The organism is Marinobacter sp. L-13, assembly GCF_056857715.1.
In genome coordinates this window covers 161,556-185,156 of sequence record NZ_JBSXNQ010000050.1, presented here as the reverse complement: position 1 = coordinate 185,156, position 23,601 = coordinate 161,556, and the positions used below count along the sequence as shown (strand labels likewise).

Below are 23,601 nucleotides of genomic sequence, written 5' to 3'. Positions count from 1 at the left end.
AGATCAGCTATGGCATTGCTGCTGTAGGCCTAGCCTACACGATCAACAGCGACACCAGTGGTGATGGGGTGTTCGTGCAAGGAGATGCCTATTACTACGCCTCTGTTGGGGTGCCTCTGCAGGACAGCTACAGTGCCGGTGCGACAGCTTAATAAAATGGAGTTTTTTCATAGGTGCACCCTTCTGGGTTAGATGAAGAGACGTATATAGCTGTTCCGGAAAAAGGCTTTCGAAAAGCTACTGATCCAAAACATTAACATTTAAACACCTTGAAACTGAAACGAAACTGAATTTTTTGGCCTGGTCGCTCCGGCCTTGATTCACGTCAGTTTTTATTCCCGCCTGGCGGCAAAAGCCCCGGGCCCCTGCCTCCGCGGCGACAAAGACTTGATAATTGTCACGCTGCACTATCCGAACCCCAGGCCCTGCTTCCAGACCGCAATCGACCAATACACGTGTCTGGCCGGTTTCAACCTGGAGCCGGTCGCGGTCTCCGTTCCACCCGGGAATGTGATGTTCATCTGCGCTCATCCTCCGCCTGATTGAGAAAATGCCGGATCGGTGCCCGGAAATCAGAGCGCTGCTTCAGTGGATGATCAGAGGTCGTCCATTCGTCCGACCTGACGGGCCAGTCGCATCGATTCGTTCTGTTCCATGGTTAACAAAGCCTGGAACAGTTCCCTTGCCTCGGGAATCTCCGCCCGGTCCGCCATGGCTTTATAGAGGTCGGCGATCTGATCATGAAAGTCGAATACCTCCCGGCAAATACCCTGGAAATCAAGCTTTGCGTACGGCTCATCACAGGTACGGTGAGTTTTGACGGGATTATGCGAAAGGTAATCAAAGACTCTTGTTTCTAGCGCCCTGGAATCCCCCTGACGTTCAAACTCGCTCACGATCCGCTCCATTTCGGACTCATGGGCCGCCAGATAGTCCAGCAGTGCCCGGGCCCGCTCTTCTTCATTTTTTGTCGCACAGTGGGACAGACAACTCGCCAGGTGTGAGTGCAGATCCCGCGTCCAGTCAATCAATTCACCAAAGGTTCTGATATGCATTTCGTTGTCCCCGCTTTGTTTGGGTTGATGATTGCCAGCCCGGTATAAGGTTCCCTGTTCGAAGTAAAACCCTGCAACCTGAACTCACCCTGAAAACCAGCAAAAGAAAGTAAAATTCCGGCCCTGGCACTGGTTAATATGATTTGCATCAATCCCATACCACACCGGGGGCGGCAACTCATACTATGCTGAACCGAAACTGAACAATCGCCACTAACTGATCCGGATCTGACAGGAGTCAAGTCTGGATCATTTCATGGACACTCAATACCTTACTGCTTGACATGTGAGTGGCTCAGAGGTTTTATGATCCGATGCGGCTTCATCGCCGGGCCACAGGGCCGGGCAGACCGGATATCCATTCATATTCACCGGCAGTGCCGGCGGCGCCGTTAGTGAGGCATCAAACCGCCTGAAAGCCTTGTGGCTGAGCTGCTGTTTTGTCCTCGGGTTCAGCGTGGTTTTCGTGGCGCTGGCTGATGGCCTACCGGCAGGAAGCCAATCTGGTGGCGGGCCTGCTGATCGTGCTGATGGGCCTGTTCATGCTGGGCTGGTGGAGCATGCCGGCGCTGCAACGGGACTGGGCGCCTGGGGCAAACGCTCGAGGGAGGACGCCCCACAGCGGCCTTTTTGCTGGGCATCGCCTTTGCCGTCGGCTGGACGCCCTGCATCGGCCCGATACTCGGAGCCATACTGGCGCTCAGTTCCACCCACGCCAACGCAGAAACGGGCATGTTGTACCTAGCGGTGTATTCGCTCGGCCTGGCACTCCCGTTTCTCGGAACCGCGCTGTTCATCGAGCATTTTCGCAAGCGAGTGCGCGGATTCAGCCGCTGGAGCAGGCCGCTAAGGGCACTGGCGGGCCTTGTGCTGATCATCATGGGCATAATGGTGCTGACCGGCCAGATGACCTGGTTCGCCACCTGGATGCTGTCGACCTTTCCCGTGTTGGGAAGGCTTGGCTAGTGTCCCAGGTCGGCTGGAAGCCGGTAGAGCCTTGTTGCGCCTTCCCCGGCCTTACTATCTCCACCTCGGCTTCCTACCGAGAAAAAGAACAGCCCACCGCTCCCATAGGCCGGCTTCGCCGAGCGGGGTATGGATACCCTGGATCTTCCCAGAACCGATGGCGAGCCCGGGTTTGCGTCCAGCCAGTCGATAGCGACGACATCCCTGGGACCTGCGGCCTCCGCAGAGCTCGGGCGCTGCGCGATACCCACCATGGGGCGCGAAACCCTATCCGCCCCTCCGGTGCCGCCGACAAACGGGTTACCCAGAGACAGGGATCTTGTCGGACTGAAAATCAGTTCCGGGTTTACCTCAAACCGGATTTCCGAGCTGACAAGAGGGTCCATATCGTAGCTGAGCTGCAATTCCGGGCCATTGCCGGAATACACAGAGGCTTTACCGTCAAACGCACTTACAAAAGCCAGATCGCCGCTGTCTGTCTTGCCCAGAACCCGGGAGCCCAACACCCTGAAACCCGGCGTCAGGGCGCTGAATGTGTCATTGGCGCTTTCCGCCATCTTCTCTTGCCCCGGCATAACCGTGTAAATCTTTGACCCGAAGCCGTGCTCTGCCGTATAGGACTGCCCCAGAATGGTGTCACTCCGCCCATCCAGGTCGGTATCATGCACGCCCATCATCAATGGCGAAAACCCGACCAACATGGCTCGGTCCCCGTCAAGCCTGACAACAGAACCTGACACCCGGTAATCATCCCATTGGTTGACCAGCAGATAAAGCCCACCGGCACTGCTATACCAGTCCATGTAAATGATTCTCTCGCCACGTGGAATATCAACCACGGCGATTTCGCTTACAGAGCCATCGGAGCGCCCCGAAAAAAACCTGATTGTCTGCTTGCCTTCCAGTGCCACGACATAACGCCCCGGGATTTCATGGACCGCAATCGAACCTGCCCGGCCCGGCAACTCAAGAGCAAGCTCGGCCTCCGCCTCTGCCGCAACACGAAAACTCTCTTCCTTTGAGTATGAAGCTGCGCCGATATCAATCATCCCGACCAGCCAGGTTTGGTCATAGGTGACAACTACCCTGCCCTTGCTTATTAACTCGAACGTCAGAGAGGGCTCTGCCTTGCTTTCCTCATTTTCCCAGACCAGGCGTGGAAACATGGATTTCAGTTCTTCTTCCACGGGCCCGCTTTTTTCGGTTGTACTTTTAATTACGGCCGGCAAAGGGCCAAACCTCTCCACAACGGCATTTACACCAGGCATGGGCCCGGACAGCAGCTTGCCAACGAATTCTTCCGGATTAATCCGTAAAATACCGATTACGGACCGGCGGTCACCGACCAAACTGGCATCGCCGTTCTGAACGGGTTTTGCCGTAACGAAAACATCCCCCACCCCCGCGACACTATTGTGCCGGTCTATGTAAACCAGACCTTCGTCCTTGTCGATCCGGCTGATCGCGGAAACAAAAGGATCGAAGCGCTCAGCTGCGAAACAGAGCTGTCCGGTTATTGTAAAAACAATTAAAACGACAAAACGAAAGATCCGGACGCTGGCACAGCTGATTACATTCGTCATACAGAGGCTCTTCGAAAGGAATAAGGTGCGAAGCGTCGGCTTCGCACCTTCTGGTCAGTTAAAACTTATACCGGACGCGGCCGGCAACATGCACAATGTCCTTATCACTCTGGCCGTTTTGAAGCGCGCCTTCCTCAAGTACATCCACTGCATCTCCCGCAAGCAGATAAGCCGCTTCCGCCGCAATTTCCAGGGACGGATACGGAAGATAGCTCACCCGTCCACCGAACTCCAGGCCCAGATCTTTTGATGAACTCCCGTCAGCCAGCGTAATGGCTTCCGCCAGCCGGTTGTACACCAGCATTCCACTGAGCTTCAGGTTAGGCCGGACCTTGTGATCGAGCTGGATCTTATTCAGGAAATAGCCCTTATCCAGGATATAAGGCGTCTCGGCGAAATAATCATCGTCCATGAAATTTTCCTGGAAAATCATGCTATCCGTCAGATCGACGTCCGTGGAGATGAACGCATCGAAATTGGAATCCTGCTCATTGCTGTCCCCTGATGCATACACCATTGTGTAGGTGACGGTATTGGGACCGAACTGCAGGCCAAGCTCGCCACGGCCCAGAAAGGTGGACAGGTCATAGCTGGTGTTCGGATTCACAGCCCCGTTTATAGGGTTGAAGTTAACACCTTCTATCGTTCCCGTCTGGGCGATGGCGGTACCCTTGAGGAAAAGCCGGCCTGCCGACGTCTCCCTGTTGTAGTCGAAGGTCGCGCCCAGGTTTGAGACTGAGTATTCCGAGTTATCAGCGATCCGCTTCAGCTCGTAGTTCCTGCTATTGATCTCGCCGACACCCTCTGCAACCTGATTGTTCATCTGGTACAGATAAAAATTCCGGCGTTCAGGTTGGGCGAAAAGTGCTTATCCAGGTTCAGCGCAAAGTTATCAGCGCCATCCCAGCCCTCGTCTTCCGGGGAGTCGTTGGCGTCCTCGTTGGTGGAGTCACCACGCCCCCACAGAAGCTGATAGTCAATACCAGACTGAAGCTTCCCGGTCAGCACCGCAGCGGTTGCGGTCTCATTCCAGACATTGGCGTTAACCGAAACCGGCTGCAAGCCGATTTTCAGGCGCTGATCAACGGCGCCGGGCAAAGCAAAGTCGACGTAAGCCCAACGGGTCTCGACATTTACGCCGTCACCGGAAAAGTCGCCACCTGAACCCTCGCCGAAGCGAATGCCGCCGATTTCAGTTGCGTACACGCCCTTGACCATTCCATCGTCAGAGGCGGCGGTGAACCAGAACCGGTATTTTATCTCACCATAACTCTCGGTGGGATCGCTGTCTTTCAGCGTACCGCCACCCGAGTTTCCTGTTCTGAACCAATCCCTCTGATTGGTGTAGGCCTGAAACCGGTTGTTCATGTCGCCATGAAAATCAAATTCGGCCGCCATGACAGGGTTTGGAGCATACACTGCGGCTACTCCGAGAATCGCCAGGTAAAGCGGGCTGCGCTTAAGTTTCAGTTGCTTCATTGTGATCCCTATTATTAGTCGTCTTATTGGTCGTCAGAAGAGCTCAGCAAACGGACCTAATGGCCGGTCATTCCGCCGTGTCGCATACAGCAGGGCAACCAACCTCCTGATTGCAGGCAGGCCGCGACCAGTGAAACCTGAAACGAAGCTGAAAATCCAGAGGGCTTACGACTTATGTCTTAGACAGGACTGGCAACATGTCGGAGACGAAGGAGCTAAGGCGGTTTCTGGTGACCGCCTGGACGGTCACCTTTACAACAGATCGAATATCAGCGCGAAGGATAAGGGCTTGATGACCTCAATGGCCGGATTTCTCCGCCCCTTTCGATTTCATCGGCTGATCCTTCATCGACCCCTTCATTTCCTTCATCATTCCCATGCAGCCCTTCATGTCTCCATGCATCATCTGCATGTTTTCCTGCATGGCTTTCATATGGTCCTGCATCAGTTCCTGGCGCTTGGCAGGGTCCTGCTCCTGTTTGATCCGGCTCATCAGCGCCTGCATTTCTTCCATATTCTGCTGCATCGCCGCTGCTCTCTTCTGGTCCTGCTCATGATGCTTTGCATCGCGATGCTGATCGTGATCCGCCGCCAGGGCCGGCATGGAAAGCAGACCGGCAATGACAGTAGCAACAAGTGTCAGTCGTTTCATGGTGTTCTCCGTCCGTCGAGTAATTGGGAACTGCGATTGCGTCAGCAGGTGTCCCCCGCTGACCGGGCCAGATTCTGACCGTCTGCCTATAAGATAGTACAAGCTTCGGTCAAGGTGAAGCCAGCCAATACCAGGAGGGATCGGCCGGCTCGCCGGAACACTGCCAGGGGCCAATAAGATCTGACGACATATCACATAGGCGATTTAGGCCCTTAGTGCTGGGTGCGATGGCTTTAACCGGCCAGATAATTCAATTAGCTTTGTGGAGGCTAGCAACATTCCCAGGGTTGGGAAGACTTGGCTAGTATTCAATTGGAAATGGTGATTTCAACTTCGGCTGCCTGAAATTAATAGATTAGTTGGATAGATTATGCATTGTTCAAGTCGACTATCCCGTAGAGGCTGGTTCCTGTTTTTTTAATTTGGTCTGTCAGCTTTTTGCTGCATTTTTTTTGGGAAATGATCCAGGTGCCTTTCTTTACAGGGATGATGGAGGCATCCCATGGTGCGGTAGTCTGGCTGTGCACGCGGGCGGCAATCGGTGATGCCAATATTGCACTATTTGCCTATGGCATTGCCGCCGCGGCAACTAAAGATGGCTTTTGGATACAGGGACGGTGGCGCCGCCATGTTTTAGGAGTGTATTTTGCTACCGGTCTGCTTATAACGATAGTCTTTGAAGCATGGGCCACAGGCGCAGGCCAGCGCTGGAGCTACAATGATTCTATGCCCCTGTTACCCTTTATTGGCACAGGTATTGCGCCTCTAGTGCAGTGGATTATCGTTCCAACAGTCTCGCTCTTTGGTCTGCGTTGGCTCTATAGAGGCTGGCTTGATCTCAGACGTCAGGGCGGTGATTACTCCCGGCAATAAATAATGGGCTTCGGCCATCATGCAAACGGCCCTACAAACACTTGCGCAAATACACCCAAAAGGAGTGTGACAGTCAGCGCTATTATCAGTACGGCTTTCAACCAGATATCAGTTCTAGCCACCACGACATTCCCTTGCCTGTACATCGGCACAACGAGGCGCAGATAAACTGCCAGCGAGAGTACGCTATTGATGATCGCCACCACTGCCACCCAGGTGTACTGCACGTCGATGACTGCGGCAAACAAAAGGAACTTGCCGACAAAACCCGCCAATGGGGGAATCCCAACCAGCGATAGCAGAAAGATAACCATTGCGAGGCCAATAAGCGGCTGGGCGCGACCCAATCCGTCAAAATCGTTCAGAGTCCGTCCAGTACTGGCGGCAACGGCGAAAGCGCCCAGATTCATGGCCGCATAGGCGGCAGCAAACAGTATAATGGATGGCAGAGCAAGTTCACTGGCGCCGACTGCCAGGATACCCAGAAGGAAATAGCCGGATTGGGCAATCGACGAATAGGCCAGCAGCCGAACGACGTTATCCTGCACCAGCGCGGCCAGATAACCATAGGTCATGGTCAGAACAGCCAGACCGGCGATGATGGCGGTCCAACCACTTTCCGGGGGTAGATCGCGAACCACCTGAGCGAGTGCGAACAGAGCACCGATCTTGGGCACCACTGACAGGTAGGCCGCTATTGACAGTGGCCCACCCTCATAGGCATCTGGCGCCCAGAAATGGAATGGAACCAGCGAGGCTTTGTAACCCAGACCGACAACCACCGCCACCAACCCAAGAAGAACCGCCATTGGCATGGTATCCATACCAGGAAGATCCGCGAGTAACGTGGATCCCGCAGCGCCGAACCAGTAACTCAGGCCGAAAATCATGATCGCACCTGTGACCGAGGCGAACACGAAAAACTTCATGGCGGCCTCAGTGGCAGGGTCGGTATCCGGGTAGGCAACCAAGGCAAAGGTGGCCAGGCCAGTTAATAATGTACCCAACACAAGGAACATCGTATCACCCGCGCCTGCCAGAACGAGCGCGCCGATGGTGGCAAAGCAAAGCAGGCTGTAAACCGTGCCCTCTCGCACGGTGCCTCTCACATCCACTCTCGCCAAAAATATGGCGAGGATGGTGGCCGGCAGCAGAATGAGTTTGGCCCACACACTGAGGTCGTCAACCCGGAAACTGCCACCAAACACCGTTGTGTCCTCACCAATCAGACTGACGGTCAGACCCGTGGCAACGATCAGACCGCTAACTGCGACCAGCAGCGCAATTTGCGGCCTACGCAGCATTTCCGCGATCAGCGCACCGACAGCCGTCAACAGTACGGCAATTTCAGGAATCAACAGTGCAAGATCACGAGCCATCACAGTGCCAGCGCCGATGTAGTGCGGTGGATGATACCCAGCACCCAGGAGGGTGCCACGCCAGTGCCGACAGTGAGCACCAGCAATGGCCCCACAGCAAGCCACTCACGAGCGCTCAAATCAGGCATGGACTGCCAGCGCTGCCGGGGCTCGCCCAGAAAGGTTTCCCGCAGTGCTTTGAGAAACGTACCGGCAATAATGGCAATACCCAAAATCACAACCACCGCGGCAGGCGAAGCGCTTAAAGTGGCAAGAAATATCTGAAACTCGGCCGGAAAGTGCGCCAGCCCGGGCAAGCCCAGCGATGCAAAGGCCGCCAACACAAAGGTCCAGCCGAGCATTGGGACCGTCTTGAGCAACCCACCCAATTCGCCCATTTCACGGGTGTGGGCACGGTCCTGGATCATGCCCACCAGCAAGAACAAGGCACCGGTAACCAGTCCATGGCTGAACATCTGCAATACCGCACCATCCAAAGCAACAGTTCGCACCGAGGGATCCAGAGTTATTGCCGCCACGGCCACACCGACAATGACATACCCCATGTGGTTAACCGACGTATAGGCGACCAAGCGTTTCAGATCACTCTGGGCCAGAGCGGCAAAAGCCCCGTAGAGCGCGCTGACAACACCGAGAACAAGAACAACAACGCCCGCTTCACGGAACGCATCGGGGGTCATTTGCAGAGCAAATCGAACCAGCCCGTAAGTGCCGAATTTCAGCATGACGCCGGCGAGGATAACGCTGCCGACTGTCGGCGCCTGCACGTGTGCGGCGGGCAACCAGGTATGCAGGGGCACCGCGGGGATCTTTACCGCAAAGGTGATCAGCATAGCGATCAATGCCCACATGGCCGCCGCGCCCTCCAGGGGGGGATTCTCAATCCAGGCTCGCATGTCGAAGGTCGGTTCGGGGCTGCCCAGATAAAGCCCGAGGATAGCAAGCAGAAGCGGCAGACTTCCCAGCAAGGTGTATATAAAAAACATCAACGCTGCCCGTTGCCTGTCTTCGTGGCCCCACCCGGCGATCATGAAATACATGGAGACAAGGGAAACCTCGAAGAAGACGTAGAACAGGATACCGTCGAGGGCTGTAAAGGTACCGATAGACGCAGTTTCCAGAAGAAGTACCAGAGCAATATAGGCGCGCGGACGTTCACGAAGCGACGACGTATAGATCACAGCAACCAGGAAAAGAACAGCGCTCAACAGCACCAAAGGCAGACTGATCCCATCAACTCCAACCCGGTAGGCGGCACCGATGGCCGGTATCCATTGCAGCTCTTCGACCTGGGAAAAGCCTGCACCGCTCGCACCCTGAAACCACATGGACAGAGCACCGATCAGTGTAAGGGCGGCGGTAATAATCGCTATGACGTGTACCGTACGCGTTGCGGGCTTCGGAAGACACAGAATCAGCACCGCGCCGACCAGCGGCAAAAACAGGGTGAGCGAGACAAGTGGTAACATAAATATGGGTTTCCTCTAAAAGCTCGTCGATGAAGCAAAAAGCAGAACAGCCAATGTGACGGCGATTGCGACCGCACTGATCGCCAGGCTATGATGGATAAAGCCGCTTTGGAGGTTTCGGGCTAGCGCACCCAGTGCACGCACAGCCGCCACCAGGGCGAAAATCAGGCCGTCGATACGGCGTTCATCTCCAAACCGCACATAGGTCGCGACCCTCAGGCTCACCCTGCCCACGCAAAGCACAATCTTGAACAAGCCCCGCTCCGCTCGCTCGCTCGCAGAGGCAAGGAAGAGACCGGCGCGCCCAAGAGAAAGCACAGCTTCATACAGACGCCCTTCCAAACGCTCACATCCTCGGGCCACAGCCATTGCGGGCCTACCGACCCAGACCGTAAGCCCACCGCCAACGGAAAGTCCGCGTCGCGCCCACGGATAAACCGGCCCTAGCAGGCGGGGAGCCGGCACGAGCCAGCCCAGGCCGAGGCCGCACGCGGCAGCAAGAAGCCCAAGGAGCACGGCCAATGTGCCTGCGGTGACGGCGGGCAGATCAAGAACGGCCTCGATGGGGCCGAAGGCCAGGCCGAGAATCGTGGCAGGGACCGCCAACCCCCAAACGCCCAAAGTCATCCAGGCACTACCGGCAACCGGGCGGGTTTCTCCGGAGCCTCGCCATAGCAGGCACAAGGCCCGGGCCATATAGCCGCCGGTCAGCAGGGCACCGGCCAGCGCCAGGGGGCCGAGCCAGGCGGTGCCCTGCGCAGACAGGGCGGCGGCGATTACCGCGTCCTTGGAAAAGAACCCACTCAGTGGCGGGATACCGGCCAGTGCCAGCGCTGCCAGCACAAAGCCGGCAAAAGTCCAGGGTCTGTCACGACCAACACCCTCCAACTGATCGAACCCGGTACCCCCGCGGGCATGCTGGAAGTCTCCGGCGGCAAGAAACAGGGTGCTCTTGATGGCGGCGTGGGCGAGCAAATGCAGGAGGGCCGCCAGCGGAACGCCGGCTCCAACCGCAACCAGCATCAAGCCATATTGACTAGCAGTGGAAGCGGCAAGCAGGCGTTTGAGATCACGCTCGGCAAGTGCAATAACTCCGGCCGCCACCGTGGTAACGCCGCCGACAAGTCCGACGACGAGCAACACCTCCGGTGTCAGCAGCGGGGCCGAACGGATCAGCAGGATGGCACCCGCCGCCACCAGGGTGGCCGAGTGCAGCAGCGCCGAAACCGGTGTCGGCCCCGCCATCGCGCGCATAAGCCAGTCCTGCAAGGGGACTTGGGCCGACTTACCCATGGCGGCCAGCAGCAACAAAAGCCCCGCGGCAGTCGAGGCACTGCCGCCGGCCTCCAGGGAGGCGGCAATCTCGCTGGTACCGGCCGACCCAATCAGCATAAATACCGCCACGTACAAACCCAGATCGGCGCTACGAGTGTAGAGGAAGGCGCGACCGGCGGCATCCGCGGCCTCGGGCCGCTGGAACCAAAAGCCAATCAGCAGGTAACTGCACAAACCGATCAACTCCCAGACCGCCAGCAACAGAACCCAGTCGCCGGCCAGCACCAGCGACTGCATAGCGGCCAGGAACAGGGACATTACTGCGTAGAAGCGGCACAGGCCGGACTCCCGCTTCATATATCCGACTGCATAAATCAGCACGAACGTGCCCACGGTGGCCACCGCCACCGCCAGCAGTGCTGTCATAGGTCCGGCGACCAATCGAAGTGGCATTTCCGGCAGACCGGGCAGAAGCAGGGTTTCGGTCTGCCCGCCGGCGACCCGGGCCAGTAGCCAGAGGCTGCCGCCCAGACTTAACGTCGCCCCGCCGAGGGCCATCGTCGCGAGGCCCCGGCGCAGAACCAGCAACGCCAGGGCGGCGATCAGTGGTGGCAATATCGGTAGAAGCACTGCACTCATCCTTTCAGGTCCCCGGCTTCTTCCATTTCAACCGAGCCCTTGGCCCGGAAACGCGCAATCGCGACACCGAAGCCAACCGCCATTTCGACCGCCATGACGGTCATCACCACCAGCACGAACATCTGGCCGGAGTAGCTTTCGGGGTGCAGAAAACGCCAGAAGGCGACCAAGTTCACCAACGCGCCTGCAAGAATCAGCTCCACCCCCATCATGATCATAACCAGATTGGTCTGGGACAACGCGCCATAAACACCAATGCCGCACAGGATTGCACCGGTTACAAGCGCCACGATCAGGACGAGAGTCATTCCGTATCCTCCTTGTCAGCACTATTGGCCGTCGTTTGCACCGGTATCGCCACCGCCGTGGCCGCAATCATCGCGGTCAAAATAGTGATACCGGCGGTTTCGAAGATCAGCATGGAGCGACCCAGCAATTCCATGCCCAGCGCCCGTGTCTGCATCGCCGCATCCGGCGCCTCGGCCGTTACAGGTCCCCAATCGGCCCAAAACGCGACCACTATCGCAACACCGGCAGCGACCACGCCAGCGCCAATTGAAAAGCGCTTCTGGTGGGTCATATCCATGCCCCCCATCCCGCCCGGGTCCATCATGAACATCACCATGAAAATGGCCATGATGCTCATCTCCGTCGCCATCATCATGATCTGCAGCACGCCCAGGAATTCGGTCTGCATCGCCAGGAAAATGCAGCCGACGGCAGTCTGAGAAAACAACAGCGCCAGCGCGGAACGCACCATGGACGATGTGCGAAACACCACCACGCCGAAGCCGATGGCGGCCAGCCCGAAAACGGCAACAAAAAAAGCCTGAGCGTACATTATGGAACCACCAGAACCAGTAAACCGACAACAATGATATTGAGCAGTGCCAGGGGAATCCCCAGGGTCCAGCACCACCGCATCAGATCCGCCTCGCGAATGCGCGGCAGATACCGACCCGCCAGGAGCATCGACACGGCCACGGCCAGGGTCTTGATCAGGCTCCAGGCCCAGGGAGGCAGCAGCGGCCCATGCCAGCCGCCGAGGTAGAACACCGTGGTCGCGGAAGCCAGCGTGATCACCAGCGTCAGCCTGGCCAGGCGCAACACCCCCAGGCGCACGCCGGTGTATTCCGCGTCCACACCCCCGCCCAGTTCCCCGGGTGCGGTTGGCAGATCAAAAGGCGCACGAAACGCCAGCGCCATGGCGGCAATGAAAAACAGCACGAAACCAAGCGGCTGATAGACAATGTTCCACAAGCCGTCTTGGGAGCCAACGATCACCGTGGTCACCAGGGATTCGGCGCGCATCGCCACCGCAGTGATGGGCATGACAATAAGCATGGCGTAGGCGATGAGCTGGCCAAGGAATCGCCAGCCGCCGATCATGGCGTAGGCGCCATTCGGGCCCCAGCCGGCCATGATCAGCGCCACCAGCACATAGGCAAGCGCCGCGTTGATGAACAGCGCACCGGTAGCCAGATCCGCGATCACCAGGGTCGGCGCCAGAGGCAGAACCGCCGCGCCAAGCACCGCGACGATCAGCAGTAGCACCGGCGCCGTCTCGAAAAAGACCCGGTCCGGCGTGCGCGGTACAATGGATTCACGACCGAGGTGCGCCAGGCCGCTGAGTAGGGGCGCGGCCGGACGCAGGCGGCCCGTTGTCGTCCAGCCCTCGACCACGGCGAGCAGCCAGACGCTACCAAGCAACGCAAGCAACACGATGACGAAGTTCACGAGATCACCTCCCAGGGCGAAAGGTCAAGTGATCCGACCGCCACCAGTGCGTCGCCCAGTTCCCGGCCCTCGACAAGCTTTGCGACCAGGCCGATATGGTGACTGCAGGCGGTGTCCAACCTGTAGGATTTCACCTGGCCGTGTTCCAGAATCAGGCTCAGTTGAGCCTCGCCGCGCGGGGTTTCCACGGTGGCCTCACCGGTGCCTGATCCACGCCCGATGTTTCGCAAAACAGGTAGCCCCGGCTCCCCGGTTGCCTTGATGTAGTCGAGGCTCGTGATGATTTCGTCCAGGCGCTGCCACAGGCGCGCCCAGGCATCTCCGGCGTCGTCAGCAGCGCGCGCCACGGGGCCACTCAGGCCCGCAGTGCCCGATGGCAGTACGCCGATCCCCTTCAATCGCGATTTGAGCAAAGGCGTTCGCCCAAGACGAGCCGCCAATGCCTGCAGAGCGGGCGTCAGTTCCACAAGCCGTTTTCCACTGGCGCGGCGGATCTCCAGTTGCAGGGTTGCGGCACGATCCGTCAACCAGGCGAAGCCGAGCTGGCGCCCCGTTTGCGCCAGCCAACCCAGGTGACTGGCGATGCGCTCACATTCAAGCGCCACAGCCCGGGCCTGATCGGTTGCCGAATCGTTCTCCAGACCAGCCGCCCGCTCGATTGCCAGGCAGGCCAGCAGTCGGTAGCTCACGCTGGCCAGTGGCATGGCCGACGCCAGGCGCTCGATAAAGGTCTCGGCGTCGATCTCCTTGCCTTCTTCACTCTCATTGATCATGCCCACCAAGGATGTGGCCTGTCCTTCTGTTACGCCGTCACCGTCAAGAGTCAGCGTCAACTTGAGCCCACCAGGCAGACCGGGGAAAACCGGACCGAACGGCACCTCCATCCAGTCCATCGCCAACCCGTCGGCGCTACGAGGCAGGTCCTTGGTCACTTCAATCATGGACATGAATCCCGAGGCGCCGTGGTCATGACCACTATGATCATGACCACTATGACCGTGACCACCATGATCATGGCCGCCATGTTCGTGGCTATCATGACCGTGCTCACTGTGATCATGCCCCGAATTTTTCTCCTCCGCGTCGCCGTCGGACTCATCGTGCTGGTGCTTGTGTCCGTGATCATGATGGTTTTCGTGCGAGTGCTGATGACCCTCGTGCTGCTCATGATCGTGCTCATGCGAATCATGATGGTCATGGCAGTGACCATGATCGTGTTCGTGTTCATGGTGTTCGTGCTGCTGCGCATGATCATGATGCTGGTGTTCGTGCTCATGATGCTGGTGTTCGTGCTCATGGTGCCGGTGCTCGCGATGATCGTGCCCATGGTCATGCTCGGGGGCCGGCTCCCCTGCCTCCCGGGCGACCAGGTCCATGCCACACTTGGGGCAACTACCCGGCTCGTTCTGGACAACTTCCGGGTGCATGGGGCAGACATACTCGATTCTGGCGTGCAGAACAGGGGCGTCGAAATCCTCGGGGGAGTCTGAGAATGCGCCCTTGGCCAGCGCGCGCTTCAACCAGTCAACCGCGTCGATCAGGCCGGCTTGCGAAACACCCGCGGAAAAATCAGCGTCCGGTAGCGTTGACGGCGTCTGTCCGCCCAAATTGACAATGGCTCGCGGCCTCGGCATCTGCGCATAGAGCACCGCCACGGCCTCGTTCATTTTCTCTGAAAGCTCGCCGATAATCAGGAGCACGCTCGCATCGCGAGGTGTCGCGGTGATGCGCATACCTGCCGCTGTCACATCCAGGCCATGGGACAGTGCCACTTCAGGCCCCGGGACGATCAGGCAGCTCAGGTTGCCCGCGAGGGCCCGGGAAACCCACTTCTGAAGTACCGTGAACCGCTCCTGCCGCTGGCGCGCGCCCGTAATGCTCATTGTCGGGTCAGAAGTCATTGCCGCCTCAATGCCCCCTGACTCCAGCCGTAGAGCAAACCAAGAAAGAGAATGGCAAGGAACACCCCCATGTCATACAAAGCAACCAGCCCTACTTCCCTGTATACAACTGCCCAGGGGTACATAAATGCCATTTCCATGTCGAAGGCCAGAAAGAGCAGCGCGTAGCCGTAGTACCGTGCGTGATAGCGGCCCCAGACCGGGTCCCGTGACAACACTCCGGAACTCGCTGGCACGTCCTTGCCCGGCTCCCGACGCGTCGGGCCCATGGCACGGGCAATCCCAAACAGGGCCAAAACCGTAGCTGCGATGCCAAGCACCAAGGCAAGCAACAGACCGTACTGCTCCAAAATACTCATCATCCAATCCTCAAGTCGCGCAACGGAGTCTGCACTCCGATAGCGTTCTCCAGAGACAAGATCAATATGCCCTTAACTCGCTTCTTGGTTCCGCATGGGCGAACCGTACTTCCCGAGCAAACAGAGGCTAAAAACTCACCCGCAGATATCCTTACTCCAGTCCATGATGCTTCCCTTCATATACCTTGACGTTCCTTATCTTGCCTCCCTCATTGAGCAATTCGAAATCATTTCCAGACAAAGGCTTTATCTTGTTACAGGAATAGTCGCGACCATAGACAGATGTGCAAAATTTACCGTCTTTGACCTCCCATCTTCCGATATAGTGGGTAAGGTTTCCCTGCTGTTCGCGATATTTGGTCATTCCATAGATCGAACCATCAGGATCATAGTACTCATGAAAAGTTCGAGTGCGAAAATTGTCCTGAGCATCTCGGAATTCCATTTGCACCGTGTTTCCGACGACAACATCTGCGACATCTTCGCCAGAAAGAACTTCTTCAGCGTGCAAAAATGGCGCTTGCAAAAAAGTCAAAAATACGAACAGTTTAAAATTTATTGCTTTCATCTGGTTATCTCCCAGTTTCTTTCAATTATTGTGATCACACGAACAACAGCCTTAAGTCGTATCGTAGGATTGTGAAGAAAGCTCAATGTATCAATTGCATTACAACAGTCCACTTATTTTCCACTCCGCTCAACTGGCCAGTCACTAAAAGCGATGAAGTAGAGCAAAACCAGATTGACGATGGGGATAAGTATCAAGACCCCCATCCACCCCGGATATCCCGTGCGCTGGCAGATACGCCAGGCCGGTATCACTACCACAATGCCAATCACCAGCATCCAGAGCCAGTGACCTGCCCACATTGTGTTGCCAAACATATCACCTTCCATCACGGTGCTGTCCTCCCGGTTGACTACTGATTAGTGGTGATCATGGGCATGAGATTCATCATGTCCCGAATGTCCGGTTTCCTGGAACCTTTTCAGAAAAAACTGCTCTGCTGCCGCAATAACAACCATCGTGCCAACCGCAACGCCAATCACAAACGGGTCAGAGTTCAGTTTGACCCAAACAAACCCTCCGAGTACGAGCAAATCCAGGAGGATGGCAACCGCTGGCACCCACGCCTTTGCCTTCACATCGTGGCGCAAATAACGAAGGACTCCCCAGTGAATGGCAATATCCATTACCAAATAGAATACGATACCTAATGCTGCAATCCGGGAGAGATCAAAGAAAGCCGTCAGAACCAGCCCCAGGACCACGGTGTACACCAACGTGTGCTTTTGGATACTGCCCGGCATACCGAAATGACGATGGGGAACCAGTTTCATTTCGGTTAACATCGCAAGCATACGTGAGACCGCAAAAATACTGGCTAGAATACCGCCGGCGGTGGCCATCATGGCAATGGCAACGGTGAACCAGACCGCGTACTCTCCCAGAGCCGGGCGCGCGGCGGCAGCAAGCGAGTAATCCTGCGTTTCGATGATTTCAGCCAGCGACAGGTTACTGGCCACAGCAAAACCAACCAAAGTATAAATCACCACGCAGGCCGCGATGGAAATAATGATGGCCCGCCCTACATTCCGCTTGGGATCTATGACTTCAGAGCCGCTGTTAGTGATCGTAGTAAAGCCCTTGAAGGCCAGTATTCCAAGTGCCGTCGCACCCAGGAAATTCCCCGTTGCTCCGGCTTCGCCCGTGCCTGAAAAGTCGACTGACAGACTATCTGCAACCCAAACACCCACGACCCCGAAAATCACTATACCTCCGATCTTCAGGATGCCTATGAAGGAGGCCACCCCCTGAATCATTCGGTTACCGAGCAGGTTGATCAGAAACGCCGCCAGGATCAACGACACGCCGAGAATGGGCACCATGCGACCGCTTTCATCGCCACCGAACAGCTGCATGGTGTACGAGCCGAACGTGCGCGCGAGGAAGCTCTGGGCGATCACCATCGAGAAATACATCAGCAGGGCGTTAAACGCCGTCGGCAGACGGTTTCCGTAAGCCTTGTGAAGGTACATGCCAATGCCCCCGGCTGAGGGGTAGGCATCAGAAATCTTGATATAGGAATAAGAGCTGAAGCTGACGATCACCGCAGCCGCCAGAAACGCCAATGGGAAAAGAACACCGGTCATCTGCGCCATCTGCCCGGTAAGTGCAAAGATACCGGCGCCGATCATGACGCCGGTACCGAGCATAACGGTTCCCGCGAGTGTGAGACTGCCTTCCTTATAGCGAGTGGTTCTATCTTGCTCCCTGCTCATTTAACCTCCGGTTATTTTCGTTTCATGGGCGGGATCTTTGAACAGCAAAACGGATCATGCTTGGCATTGGCACGAACGTTGTCATCTGTAAATCGATACCACGCCAGCTTCCTTTGAGCCCACCACCCCGCCTTCAACCGGCCACCATGTGCTCCAATCACCTCCAATAACTCGTCGGTAGACCAATGAGTCCCATCGAAGGTAACGTCTAACAGATTATTTGGCTTGCGTTCGGCAAAATCAACACAGGGGTGATGATTGAGTTCGTGAATAAAGTCAGACCATTCACTCTCTTCAAAACCTTCCACGACAAGTTTCCGTCGCAGCAGGAACTGTTCCTGGTTCGATGCTTTATGTGCTTTAGTCATGGCGGGCCCCTCTTCGCCTTATCATTTCCCCTCAATGACAACATGCGGACCTGAACTGCGACTGAAAATCAGTGAAGGTTTTCGATGAAATTGACGTACATCATAAAATAGAGCCAGGGCAACCCCTGGCTCCTTATTCATTCCGATCAGAACGAGATGCGGGCACCGACGACTGCGAACCAGTCTTCTGTGCCACCGCCTTCGGCTTTAGCGAGATCTGCGGTATCACCGTACTTGCGCTCATGCACCACGCCCACGTAAGGCGAGAATGCGCGATCGATCAGGTCATAGCGTAACCGGAGCCCAGTTTCGGTGGAAACCAAGCCTTTGCCCACGCCAATTTCCTCATCCTCGCTGAATGCTACCGTCGCATCCAGGGTTGCAGACAGGATCCAGTAATTGGTGAAAAGCAGCTCGTATTCCGCGTCGATTTCGGCAGACGTATCACCATCCTTGCTGGCATACAGGTTGGCATCGACTTCAAACCATTGTGGGGCAAGCCCAGCGACACCCAGCACGGCATAAGTGCGATCCGGCCCTTCAGGGGTGTCGAAGCGAACACCCGCTTTGGCGTCGAAGAACTTGGAGATGGGGATCTGGCCGACCAACTGGTTTTCCAGTGTTTCGTAGGCCTGTTCCTCTATCTCGTATTCCCCGGTTGTGAGCAGCCGGACTTTGAACTCGTCGGTGCCATAGAAGGCATCCGCATTCCAGACGCCCAGTTCCTCATCATCATCGCTGTATCGGTACTCAAACTCCTCAAATTGAACACCCCAGGCTGTGAGCGGTTGTTTACGAGCGGTGGTATCGGAAATCATTTCCTGAGCTATCACCGTCGTTGAGAAACCAATAGAGGCAAGGAAACTGACTGCGGCAAGTGATCGAATACAGCTCATGCCTCACCTCCATCTTCAGCAACAACGCCTGTCTTGGCCTGCGTGGACTCAGGGCCACCCTCAACAATCACCTTGCGGAACATCCCGGCAGCCGCATGGTAAGAAAGATGGCAATGGAACGCCCATTGGCCTGGCTCGTCAACCTCGGTTTCCATGTACACCGTAGTGCCCGGGTTCACGCTAACGGTGTGTTTGATCGGGTTCCACTGACCTGCGCCAACATCAAGGATGGACCACATACCGTGCAGGTGCATGGGATGAGTCATCATGGTTTCGTTCACAAACTTGAAACGGACCCGTTCACCATATTTGAGACGAATGGGATCCGCGTCTTCGTATTTAACACCGTTGATACTCCACGTGTAGCGCTCCATATTGCCGGTCAAACGAAGCTCGATCTCCCGAGTCGGTTCGCGGTCTTCGTACAACGGGTCCTGAGCCTTCAGATCAGCATAGGACAGGAACTTGCCACCATTGGCCGCCGTCGGCACAAGGCCACTGCCCTTGGCATAGAAGGGATCGCTGGGACCGCCTTTTCCCATCGCCATGGAACCATGGTCCATGCCGGACATGTCAGAGTGATCCATTCCTTTCATGTTGGAGTGATCCATTCCTTTCATATTCGAATGGTCCATGCTGCCCATGTTTGAGTGGTCCATTCCGGACACACCTTCTGAGCTGCCCATATCCATGTTTCCATGATCCATGCCTGCCATGCTGCCATGGTCCATACCGGGCATACCGCCCATATCCGCCATGGTCAGTCGGGCAGCTTCACGCAGTTGCGGCACGGCCGCTTCCATACCCTCTTCAGGGGCCAATGTTGCCCTGGCATAGCCCGAACGCCCCATGGATTCAGCAAAAATGGTGTAGGCCTGCTCATCTTTCGGACGGACGATCACATCGTAGGTTTCCGCCACACCGATCCGGAACTCGTCCACACTAACCGGCTGAACGTTGTTGCCATCTGCCTGCACAACCGTCATGTCCAGACCGGGGATCCGGATATCAAAGTAAGTCATCGCCGAAGAGTTGATAAAACGCAGCCGAATGCGTTCGCCCGGCTCGAAGATCCCTGTCCAGTTTTGGCTTGGTCCTTTGCCGTTGATCAAGCCCGTAAAGCCATGGATATCCTCAACGTCCGCTTTCATCATCCGCATGCCACCCCAGGCCATACGGTCACTGACGGTGTTCATCAGGCCATTTTTTGACACGTCCGAGAAAAACTCGCCCACAGTTTGCTGCTCACGGTTGTAATAATCCGACATCATTTTCAGGTTGCGCATGATGCGGTCACCGGAATGGGGGTGTTTATCGGTCAGTTGCACCACGTATTCACGATCGTAGCGGAACGGTTCACGGCCCTCGGGCTCAATGACAATGGCGCCATAGGCTCCGTCTGGCTCCTGAAAACCAGAGTGGCTGTGGAACCAATAGGTGCCTGCTTGCTGGATAGGAAATTCATAGGTGAATGTTTCACCCGGCTTGATACCTGGAAAACTGATACCTGGCACACCATCCTGGTCGAAGGGAAGGATCAGTCCGTGCCAGTGGATCGAGGTCATCTCGTCCAGGTTGTTGGTTACGTTGATCCTGACATTTTCACCTTCCTTGAAGCGCATCACCGGTCCCGGAGATGCACCATTGTAGCCGATACCTTCTTTCACGAAATCGCCGGTATCAATTTTTACCCGGTCGACCGTCAGGTCGTACTCACCGGCCATAACCATGGCTGGCATCAGCAGGGTCAAAAGCCCTGTCAAAAGGCGTATCTTCATCTGTTTTATTCCCAACTGCACTTCATTGGAGTTAGGCTGGAAAGCCTTCACCAGCCCTTGCAATCGTGCGGCGCTCAGCACACTGCATTATTCGAAATTTACGTCACCGTACATTCCTGACTGGTAATGGCCCGGCACGTTACAGGCAAATTCGATATTGCCTTTATCAGAGAACTTCCAGACAACTTCCTTGCTCTGCCCGGGTTCCAGTAAGACGCTGTTGGGATCGTCGTGTTTCATCGAATGGCCATTGCCCATATCCATGTTCATCATGTCGTGATTCAGCTTGCCGCCCTGGATCACGCCATGCTCCACCATCATCATCATTTCCTTCTGATGGGCTTCGTGCATATCCGGGGTGCCGATGTTGAATTCATGCACGAGGTTTCCCTTGTTCTCCACCACGAAGCGAACGGTTTCACCCGGCTTTACACTGATTTCTTCGGGCTCGTAATAGTTGTCGTACATTTCCACGGTGATGGTGCGAGCGACCTCGGAAGCCTTTCCGGGCTCTCCGCTGCTAGCCCCGTGCCCGCCACCGTGGACTCCTGCGGCAAAAGCACCCGCTGACATTGAAAAGGCCACACCCGCTACCAACAACTTTGATACATTCATACCATCTTCTCCTGTGAAATCGTTCAGCAACAATTAATTGTATTTTCAGGACACTTGATCAATGTCCAGAATCGTTACATAAGATCGCTTACCAACCTGAATTCTTACTGAAAATTCAAAAAAATTTATTTAGGCTGAATTCAGGACTACTAAAGACATTACGTTGAATTCACAGTCGCCGCTCAGCAAAAAGGAAAAAAAATGCGTTTACTACTGGTTGAAGACGATCAGATGCTCTCAAACAGCCTTTTGCATCAACTTGAAAAATCGGGGTTCAGCGTGGACCCTGCGTATACGGCAAAAGAAGCAATAACTCTGGGTGAACAGGAAGATTATCGGGTCAGCATCTTGGATCTGGGGCTGCCCGACGGCAACGGTTTAGATGTTTTAAAAAAGTGGCGCGCAAAGAACATTGCCTTTCCCGTACTAATCCTGACAGCGCGAGATGACTGGCATGATAAAGTGGCTGGACTAAAGGCAGGGGCAGACGACTACCTCGCAAAACCTTTCCAGACCGAAGAGTTAATTGCACGGCTGAATGCTATTGTTCGCAGGAGCGAAGGGAGAACACATTCATTGGTTAAGGCAGGCCGCTTTGTGCTGGATGAAAATCGTCAATGCTTGTCGGTGGACGATGGAACTGAACATCCACTTACCGGCACAGAGTTTCGTCTCCTGCGCTGCCTGATGAGTAAGCCGGGCCATGTCTTTTCAAAAGACCAACTGCTAGAGCAGCTTTACAGTCTCGAAGATAGCCCAAGCGCGAACGTTATCGAGGCATATATTCGGAGGCTGCGAAGACTGGTGGGAAATTCCACAATCTCAACCCGACGTGGCCAAGGCTATATGTTCAATGACAACGTTTAAGAAACCTGCCTCTGTAAAAGGCACCCTGCTTGTAATACTGCTGCCCGCAGGTGTTGCCTTGATGACAATAGCCTGGTTTGCACATGGTGCTCTGCTCGAAAGAATGTCCCGTGAATTTGTCACGGACAGGCTGAAAGAGGAGGTTTCGTTTTTAGAGCATCAGATTCGGGACAGTGACGGAGCCTTCGACGGACTCAAGACGGGCGATTACTTTCAGCGCGTATTCCACCATGCTTTTGTTCAACACTCCGATTCCAGGACCATCATTTCGCCAGAATCATGGAAACCGCTACTATCGCCGCTCATCAAATCGGAAAAAGAGGGCACGATTCGGGTCGAAAATTCTGAAATAGCAGGGGCCCCAACGGACATATTGGCATATCGGAGTTCCTTCATCGCAAACGAAAAACCGTTTGTTGTTATCGTTGCAGAAGACCTCGGCGCATTGAAGAATAGCCAGGCAGAGCTACATGCATGGACGGCAATCGCATCTCTTTTACTTATCTCGCTAATGGTTTGTGCAATCTGGCTCGGCGTCAATTTGTCCATGCATTCTGTCACACGACTCAAGGCGTCACTGAAAAGACTCCAGGATGGGAGCGTCTCGCGTATAGATATGACTGTCCCCGAGGAGTTCCACCCTCTCGTCGAACAGTTGAACCAGCTGCTTGACTCACTTGATCAACGATTGGAGCGCTCGAGGAATGCGCTGGCAAACCTATCCCACAGCGTTAAAACTCCGATTGCGTCTGTCCAACAAATTCTCAGCGACACTTCTACGCCGCTAGATAGCGAGTTAAGGCAGCAAATAGCTGCGCGTCTCGGGGATATTGACAAACAACTTGAAGCTGAAATGCGCCGCAGCCGGTTTGCTGGGCCGCAGGTAGGAAAAAGCTGCTATCCAGTAGAAAAAGCACGGGACCTTCTGTGGATGATGGGAAGACTATACCCGGCAAAATCATTTGAGTTATCAAGTTCTCTCCCAGAGAATAGCCGTTGGCCAATTGTAGAATACGACCTATCTGAAATACTGGGGATCGTGCTGGACAATGCGGGGAAGTGGTCACATAGAGAGGTGGAGCTAATATTGGAACAATGCGGCCCCTCAAAACGAATTGTCGTGACAGACGATGGTCCCGGCGTTGAGGAAGCTGAATTGAGCAAGCTTGGTCAACGAGGATTAAGGCTGGACGAACAGACTCCGGGCCACGGGCTCGGCCTTGCAATCGTTCAAGACATTGTTAGCCGGTATGGCGCAAAGATTGTCTTTTCCAATCGCCCACGAGGTGGATTAAAGGTCACGATTGAATTTTGAATTCACGAAAGTTAACGAGTGGGTTATCGCGCCTGAAAAACTCTGACAACTCTACCCTTAGCAAGAACCAACGCAGTCAAACAAGTACGATTTGCCACACAACCGCACTGGC

23 protein-coding genes and 1 pseudogene are annotated in these 23,601 nt (G+C 55.6%); 4 read left to right on the top strand and 20 right to left on the bottom strand.

The annotated features are described in order from the left end of the window. Positions 1-596: 596 nt before the first annotated feature. Positions 597-1,055, bottom strand: coding sequence for an ATPase (locus AC13DD_RS08910; RefSeq protein WP_117618265.1), 459 nt, complete (start codon positions 1,053-1,055; stop codon positions 597-599). Positions 1,056-1,437: 382 nt separating this feature from the next. Here AC13DD_RS08910 and AC13DD_RS08905 point away from each other — a divergent pair. Further along, positions 1,438-2,021 (top strand): annotated as a pseudogene (locus tag AC13DD_RS08905) (cytochrome c biogenesis CcdA family protein); the annotation flags it as partial. On the opposite strand, the gene AC13DD_RS08900 reads toward AC13DD_RS08905, so the two are convergent. The 4 genes from AC13DD_RS08900 to AC13DD_RS08885 form a co-directional block, all read right to left on the bottom strand. Further along, complete coding sequence (locus AC13DD_RS08900; RefSeq protein WP_474547992.1) at positions 2,018-3,604, bottom strand: hypothetical protein; 1,587 nt, start codon at positions 3,602-3,604, stop codon at positions 2,018-2,020. The pseudogene AC13DD_RS08905 and the gene AC13DD_RS08900 overlap by 4 nt on opposite strands. 58 nt (positions 3,605-3,662) lie before the next feature. Next, positions 3,663-4,427, bottom strand: a complete 765-nt coding sequence (locus AC13DD_RS08895) for a hypothetical protein (protein ID WP_474271922.1) — start codon at positions 4,425-4,427, stop codon at positions 3,663-3,665. Next, positions 4,424-5,083 carry a hypothetical protein gene (locus tag AC13DD_RS08890; RefSeq protein ID WP_228285600.1) on the bottom strand — a complete coding sequence of 220 codons (660 nt, stop codon included), beginning with the start codon at positions 5,081-5,083 and terminating at the stop codon, positions 4,424-4,426. Before AC13DD_RS08890 ends, AC13DD_RS08895 begins: the two co-directional genes overlap by 4 nt. A 298-nt stretch (positions 5,084-5,381) precedes the next feature. Continuing rightward, positions 5,382-5,735: an EMC3/TMCO1 family protein gene (locus AC13DD_RS08885; RefSeq protein ID WP_199453458.1), complete on the bottom strand. Its 354-nt coding sequence runs from the start codon at positions 5,733-5,735 to the stop codon at positions 5,382-5,384. Positions 5,736-6,173: 438 nt separating this feature from the next. Between AC13DD_RS08885 and AC13DD_RS08880 the strand changes: the two genes are divergently transcribed. Further along, the gene (locus tag AC13DD_RS08880) at positions 6,174-6,608 is read left to right on the top strand and encodes a hypothetical protein (protein WP_273083921.1); all 435 of its coding nucleotides are present in this window, start codon (positions 6,174-6,176) and stop codon (positions 6,606-6,608) included. 17 nt (positions 6,609-6,625) lie between these two features. Here AC13DD_RS08880 and AC13DD_RS08875 read toward each other — a convergent pair whose 3' ends face one another. The 15 genes from AC13DD_RS08875 to AC13DD_RS08805 form a co-directional block, all read right to left on the bottom strand. After that, positions 6,626-7,987 carry an NADH-quinone oxidoreductase subunit N gene (locus AC13DD_RS08875; RefSeq protein ID WP_273083918.1) on the bottom strand — a complete coding sequence of 454 codons (1,362 nt, stop codon included), beginning with the start codon at positions 7,985-7,987 and terminating at the stop codon, positions 6,626-6,628. Further along, complete coding sequence (locus AC13DD_RS08870) at positions 7,987-9,456, bottom strand: complex I subunit 4 family protein (RefSeq protein WP_248185538.1); 1,470 nt, start codon at positions 9,454-9,456, stop codon at positions 7,987-7,989. The genes AC13DD_RS08875 and AC13DD_RS08870 overlap by 1 nt, the downstream gene beginning before the upstream one ends. 15 nt (positions 9,457-9,471) lie before the next feature. Then, a complete protein-coding gene (locus tag AC13DD_RS08865; RefSeq protein ID WP_248185540.1) occupies positions 9,472-11,370 on the bottom strand; it encodes an NADH-quinone oxidoreductase subunit 5 family protein in 1,899 nt (632 codons plus the stop codon). After that, positions 11,367-11,678, bottom strand: a complete 312-nt coding sequence (gene nuoK / locus AC13DD_RS08860) for an NADH-quinone oxidoreductase subunit NuoK (protein ID WP_091855030.1) — start codon at positions 11,676-11,678, stop codon at positions 11,367-11,369. The genes AC13DD_RS08865 and nuoK overlap by 4 nt, the downstream gene beginning before the upstream one ends. After that, the gene (locus AC13DD_RS08855) at positions 11,675-12,211 is read right to left on the bottom strand and encodes an NADH-quinone oxidoreductase subunit J (protein WP_273083912.1); all 537 of its coding nucleotides are present in this window, start codon (positions 12,209-12,211) and stop codon (positions 11,675-11,677) included. Before AC13DD_RS08855 ends, nuoK begins: the two co-directional genes overlap by 4 nt. Next, positions 12,211-13,107 (bottom strand): complex I subunit 1/NuoH family protein, encoded by an 897-nt coding sequence (locus tag AC13DD_RS08850; RefSeq protein WP_008169443.1) that lies wholly within the window; start codon positions 13,105-13,107, stop codon positions 12,211-12,213. Before AC13DD_RS08850 ends, AC13DD_RS08855 begins: the two co-directional genes overlap by 1 nt. Next, the gene (locus AC13DD_RS08845) at positions 13,104-14,048 is read right to left on the bottom strand and encodes a Ni Fe-hydrogenase III large subunit (protein WP_053115522.1); all 945 of its coding nucleotides are present in this window, start codon (positions 14,046-14,048) and stop codon (positions 13,104-13,106) included. The genes AC13DD_RS08850 and AC13DD_RS08845 overlap by 4 nt, the downstream gene beginning before the upstream one ends. 956 nt (positions 14,049-15,004) lie before the next feature. Beyond that, on the bottom strand, positions 15,005-15,370 hold the full coding sequence (locus AC13DD_RS08840) for an NADH-quinone oxidoreductase subunit A (RefSeq protein ID WP_199452674.1): 366 nt from the start codon (positions 15,368-15,370) through the stop codon (positions 15,005-15,007). Positions 15,371-15,518: 148 nt separating this feature from the next. Next, positions 15,519-15,935 carry a hypothetical protein gene (locus AC13DD_RS08835; RefSeq protein ID WP_139043634.1) on the bottom strand — a complete coding sequence of 139 codons (417 nt, stop codon included), beginning with the start codon at positions 15,933-15,935 and terminating at the stop codon, positions 15,519-15,521. A 113-nt stretch (positions 15,936-16,048) separates the two neighbouring features. After that, positions 16,049-16,267, bottom strand: a complete 219-nt coding sequence (locus AC13DD_RS08830; RefSeq protein WP_099615972.1) for a hypothetical protein — start codon at positions 16,265-16,267, stop codon at positions 16,049-16,051. A 27-nt stretch (positions 16,268-16,294) separates the two neighbouring features. Then, on the bottom strand, positions 16,295-17,650 hold the full coding sequence (locus AC13DD_RS08825; protein ID WP_104270555.1) for an APC family permease: 1,356 nt from the start codon (positions 17,648-17,650) through the stop codon (positions 16,295-16,297). A gap of 11 nt (positions 17,651-17,661) precedes the next feature. Continuing rightward, positions 17,662-18,018, bottom strand: a complete 357-nt coding sequence (locus AC13DD_RS08820) for a hypothetical protein (protein WP_199456073.1) — start codon at positions 18,016-18,018, stop codon at positions 17,662-17,664. A gap of 146 nt (positions 18,019-18,164) precedes the next feature. Continuing rightward, complete coding sequence (locus AC13DD_RS08815; protein ID WP_092031102.1) at positions 18,165-18,914, bottom strand: copper resistance protein B; 750 nt, start codon at positions 18,912-18,914, stop codon at positions 18,165-18,167. Further along, on the bottom strand, positions 18,911-20,692 hold the full coding sequence (locus AC13DD_RS08810) for a copper resistance system multicopper oxidase (RefSeq protein WP_482931067.1): 1,782 nt from the start codon (positions 20,690-20,692) through the stop codon (positions 18,911-18,913). Before AC13DD_RS08810 ends, AC13DD_RS08815 begins: the two co-directional genes overlap by 4 nt. A gap of 87 nt (positions 20,693-20,779) precedes the next feature. Then, positions 20,780-21,307 carry a cupredoxin domain-containing protein gene (locus tag AC13DD_RS08805; protein ID WP_482931066.1) on the bottom strand — a complete coding sequence of 176 codons (528 nt, stop codon included), beginning with the start codon at positions 21,305-21,307 and terminating at the stop codon, positions 20,780-20,782. A 201-nt stretch (positions 21,308-21,508) separates the two neighbouring features. On the opposite strand from AC13DD_RS08805, the gene AC13DD_RS08800 reads away from it, so the two are divergent. Next, entirely contained in the window at positions 21,509-22,174 is a 666-nt protein-coding gene (locus AC13DD_RS08800) for a response regulator transcription factor (protein ID WP_053113967.1), read from the top strand. Beyond that, positions 22,161-23,489 (top strand): ATP-binding protein, encoded by a 1,329-nt coding sequence (locus AC13DD_RS08795; RefSeq protein ID WP_482931065.1) that lies wholly within the window; start codon positions 22,161-22,163, stop codon positions 23,487-23,489. Before AC13DD_RS08800 ends, AC13DD_RS08795 begins: the two co-directional genes overlap by 14 nt. Positions 23,490-23,601: the final 112 nt, after the last annotated feature.

Coding starts and splice junctions, on each gene's coding strand:
- AC13DD_RS08910 (WP_117618265.1), bottom strand. CDS start 1,055: ATGCATATCAGAACCTTTGGTGAATTGATTGACTGGACGCGGGATCTG.
- AC13DD_RS08900 (WP_474547992.1), bottom strand. CDS start 3,604: ATGACGAATGTAATCAGCTGTGCCAGCGTCCGGATCTTTCGTTTTGTC.
- AC13DD_RS08895 (WP_474271922.1), bottom strand. CDS start 4,427: ATGAACAATCAGGTTGCAGAGGGTGTCGGCGAGATCAATAGCAGGAAC.
- AC13DD_RS08890 (WP_228285600.1), bottom strand. CDS start 5,083: ATGAAGCAACTGAAACTTAAGCGCAGCCCGCTTTACCTGGCGATTCTC.
- AC13DD_RS08885 (WP_199453458.1), bottom strand. CDS start 5,735: ATGAAACGACTGACACTTGTTGCTACTGTCATTGCCGGTCTGCTTTCC.
- AC13DD_RS08875 (WP_273083918.1), bottom strand. CDS start 7,987: ATGGCTCGTGATCTTGCACTGTTGATTCCTGAAATTGCCGTACTGTTG.
- AC13DD_RS08870 (WP_248185538.1), bottom strand. CDS start 9,456: ATGTTACCACTTGTCTCGCTCACCCTGTTTTTGCCGCTGGTCGGCGCG.
- AC13DD_RS08865 (WP_248185540.1), bottom strand. CDS start 11,370: ATGAGTGCAGTGCTTCTACCGATATTGCCACCACTGATCGCCGCCCTG.
- nuoK (WP_091855030.1), bottom strand. CDS start 11,678: ATGACTCTCGTCCTGATCGTGGCGCTTGTAACCGGTGCAATCCTGTGC.
- AC13DD_RS08855 (WP_273083912.1), bottom strand. CDS start 12,211: ATGTACGCTCAGGCTTTTTTTGTTGCCGTTTTCGGGCTGGCCGCCATC.
- AC13DD_RS08845 (WP_053115522.1), bottom strand. CDS start 14,048: ATGATTGAAGTGACCAAGGACCTGCCTCGTAGCGCCGACGGGTTGGCG.
- AC13DD_RS08840 (WP_199452674.1), bottom strand. CDS start 15,370: ATGATGAGTATTTTGGAGCAGTACGGTCTGTTGCTTGCCTTGGTGCTT.
- AC13DD_RS08835 (WP_139043634.1), bottom strand. CDS start 15,935: ATGAAAGCAATAAATTTTAAACTGTTCGTATTTTTGACTTTTTTGCAA.
- AC13DD_RS08825 (WP_104270555.1), bottom strand. CDS start 17,650: ATGAGCAGGGAGCAAGATAGAACCACTCGCTATAAGGAAGGCAGTCTC.
- AC13DD_RS08820 (WP_199456073.1), bottom strand. CDS start 18,018: ATGACTAAAGCACATAAAGCATCGAACCAGGAACAGTTCCTGCTGCGA.
- AC13DD_RS08815 (WP_092031102.1), bottom strand. CDS start 18,914: ATGAGCTGTATTCGATCACTTGCCGCAGTCAGTTTCCTTGCCTCTATT.
- AC13DD_RS08810 (WP_482931067.1), bottom strand. CDS start 20,692: ATGAAGATACGCCTTTTGACAGGGCTTTTGACCCTGCTGATGCCAGCC.
- AC13DD_RS08805 (WP_482931066.1), bottom strand. CDS start 21,307: ATGAATGTATCAAAGTTGTTGGTAGCGGGTGTGGCCTTTTCAATGTCA.
- AC13DD_RS08800 (WP_053113967.1), top strand. CDS start 21,509: ATGCGTTTACTACTGGTTGAAGACGATCAGATGCTCTCAAACAGCCTT.
- AC13DD_RS08795 (WP_482931065.1), top strand. CDS start 22,161: ATGACAACGTTTAAGAAACCTGCCTCTGTAAAAGGCACCCTGCTTGTA.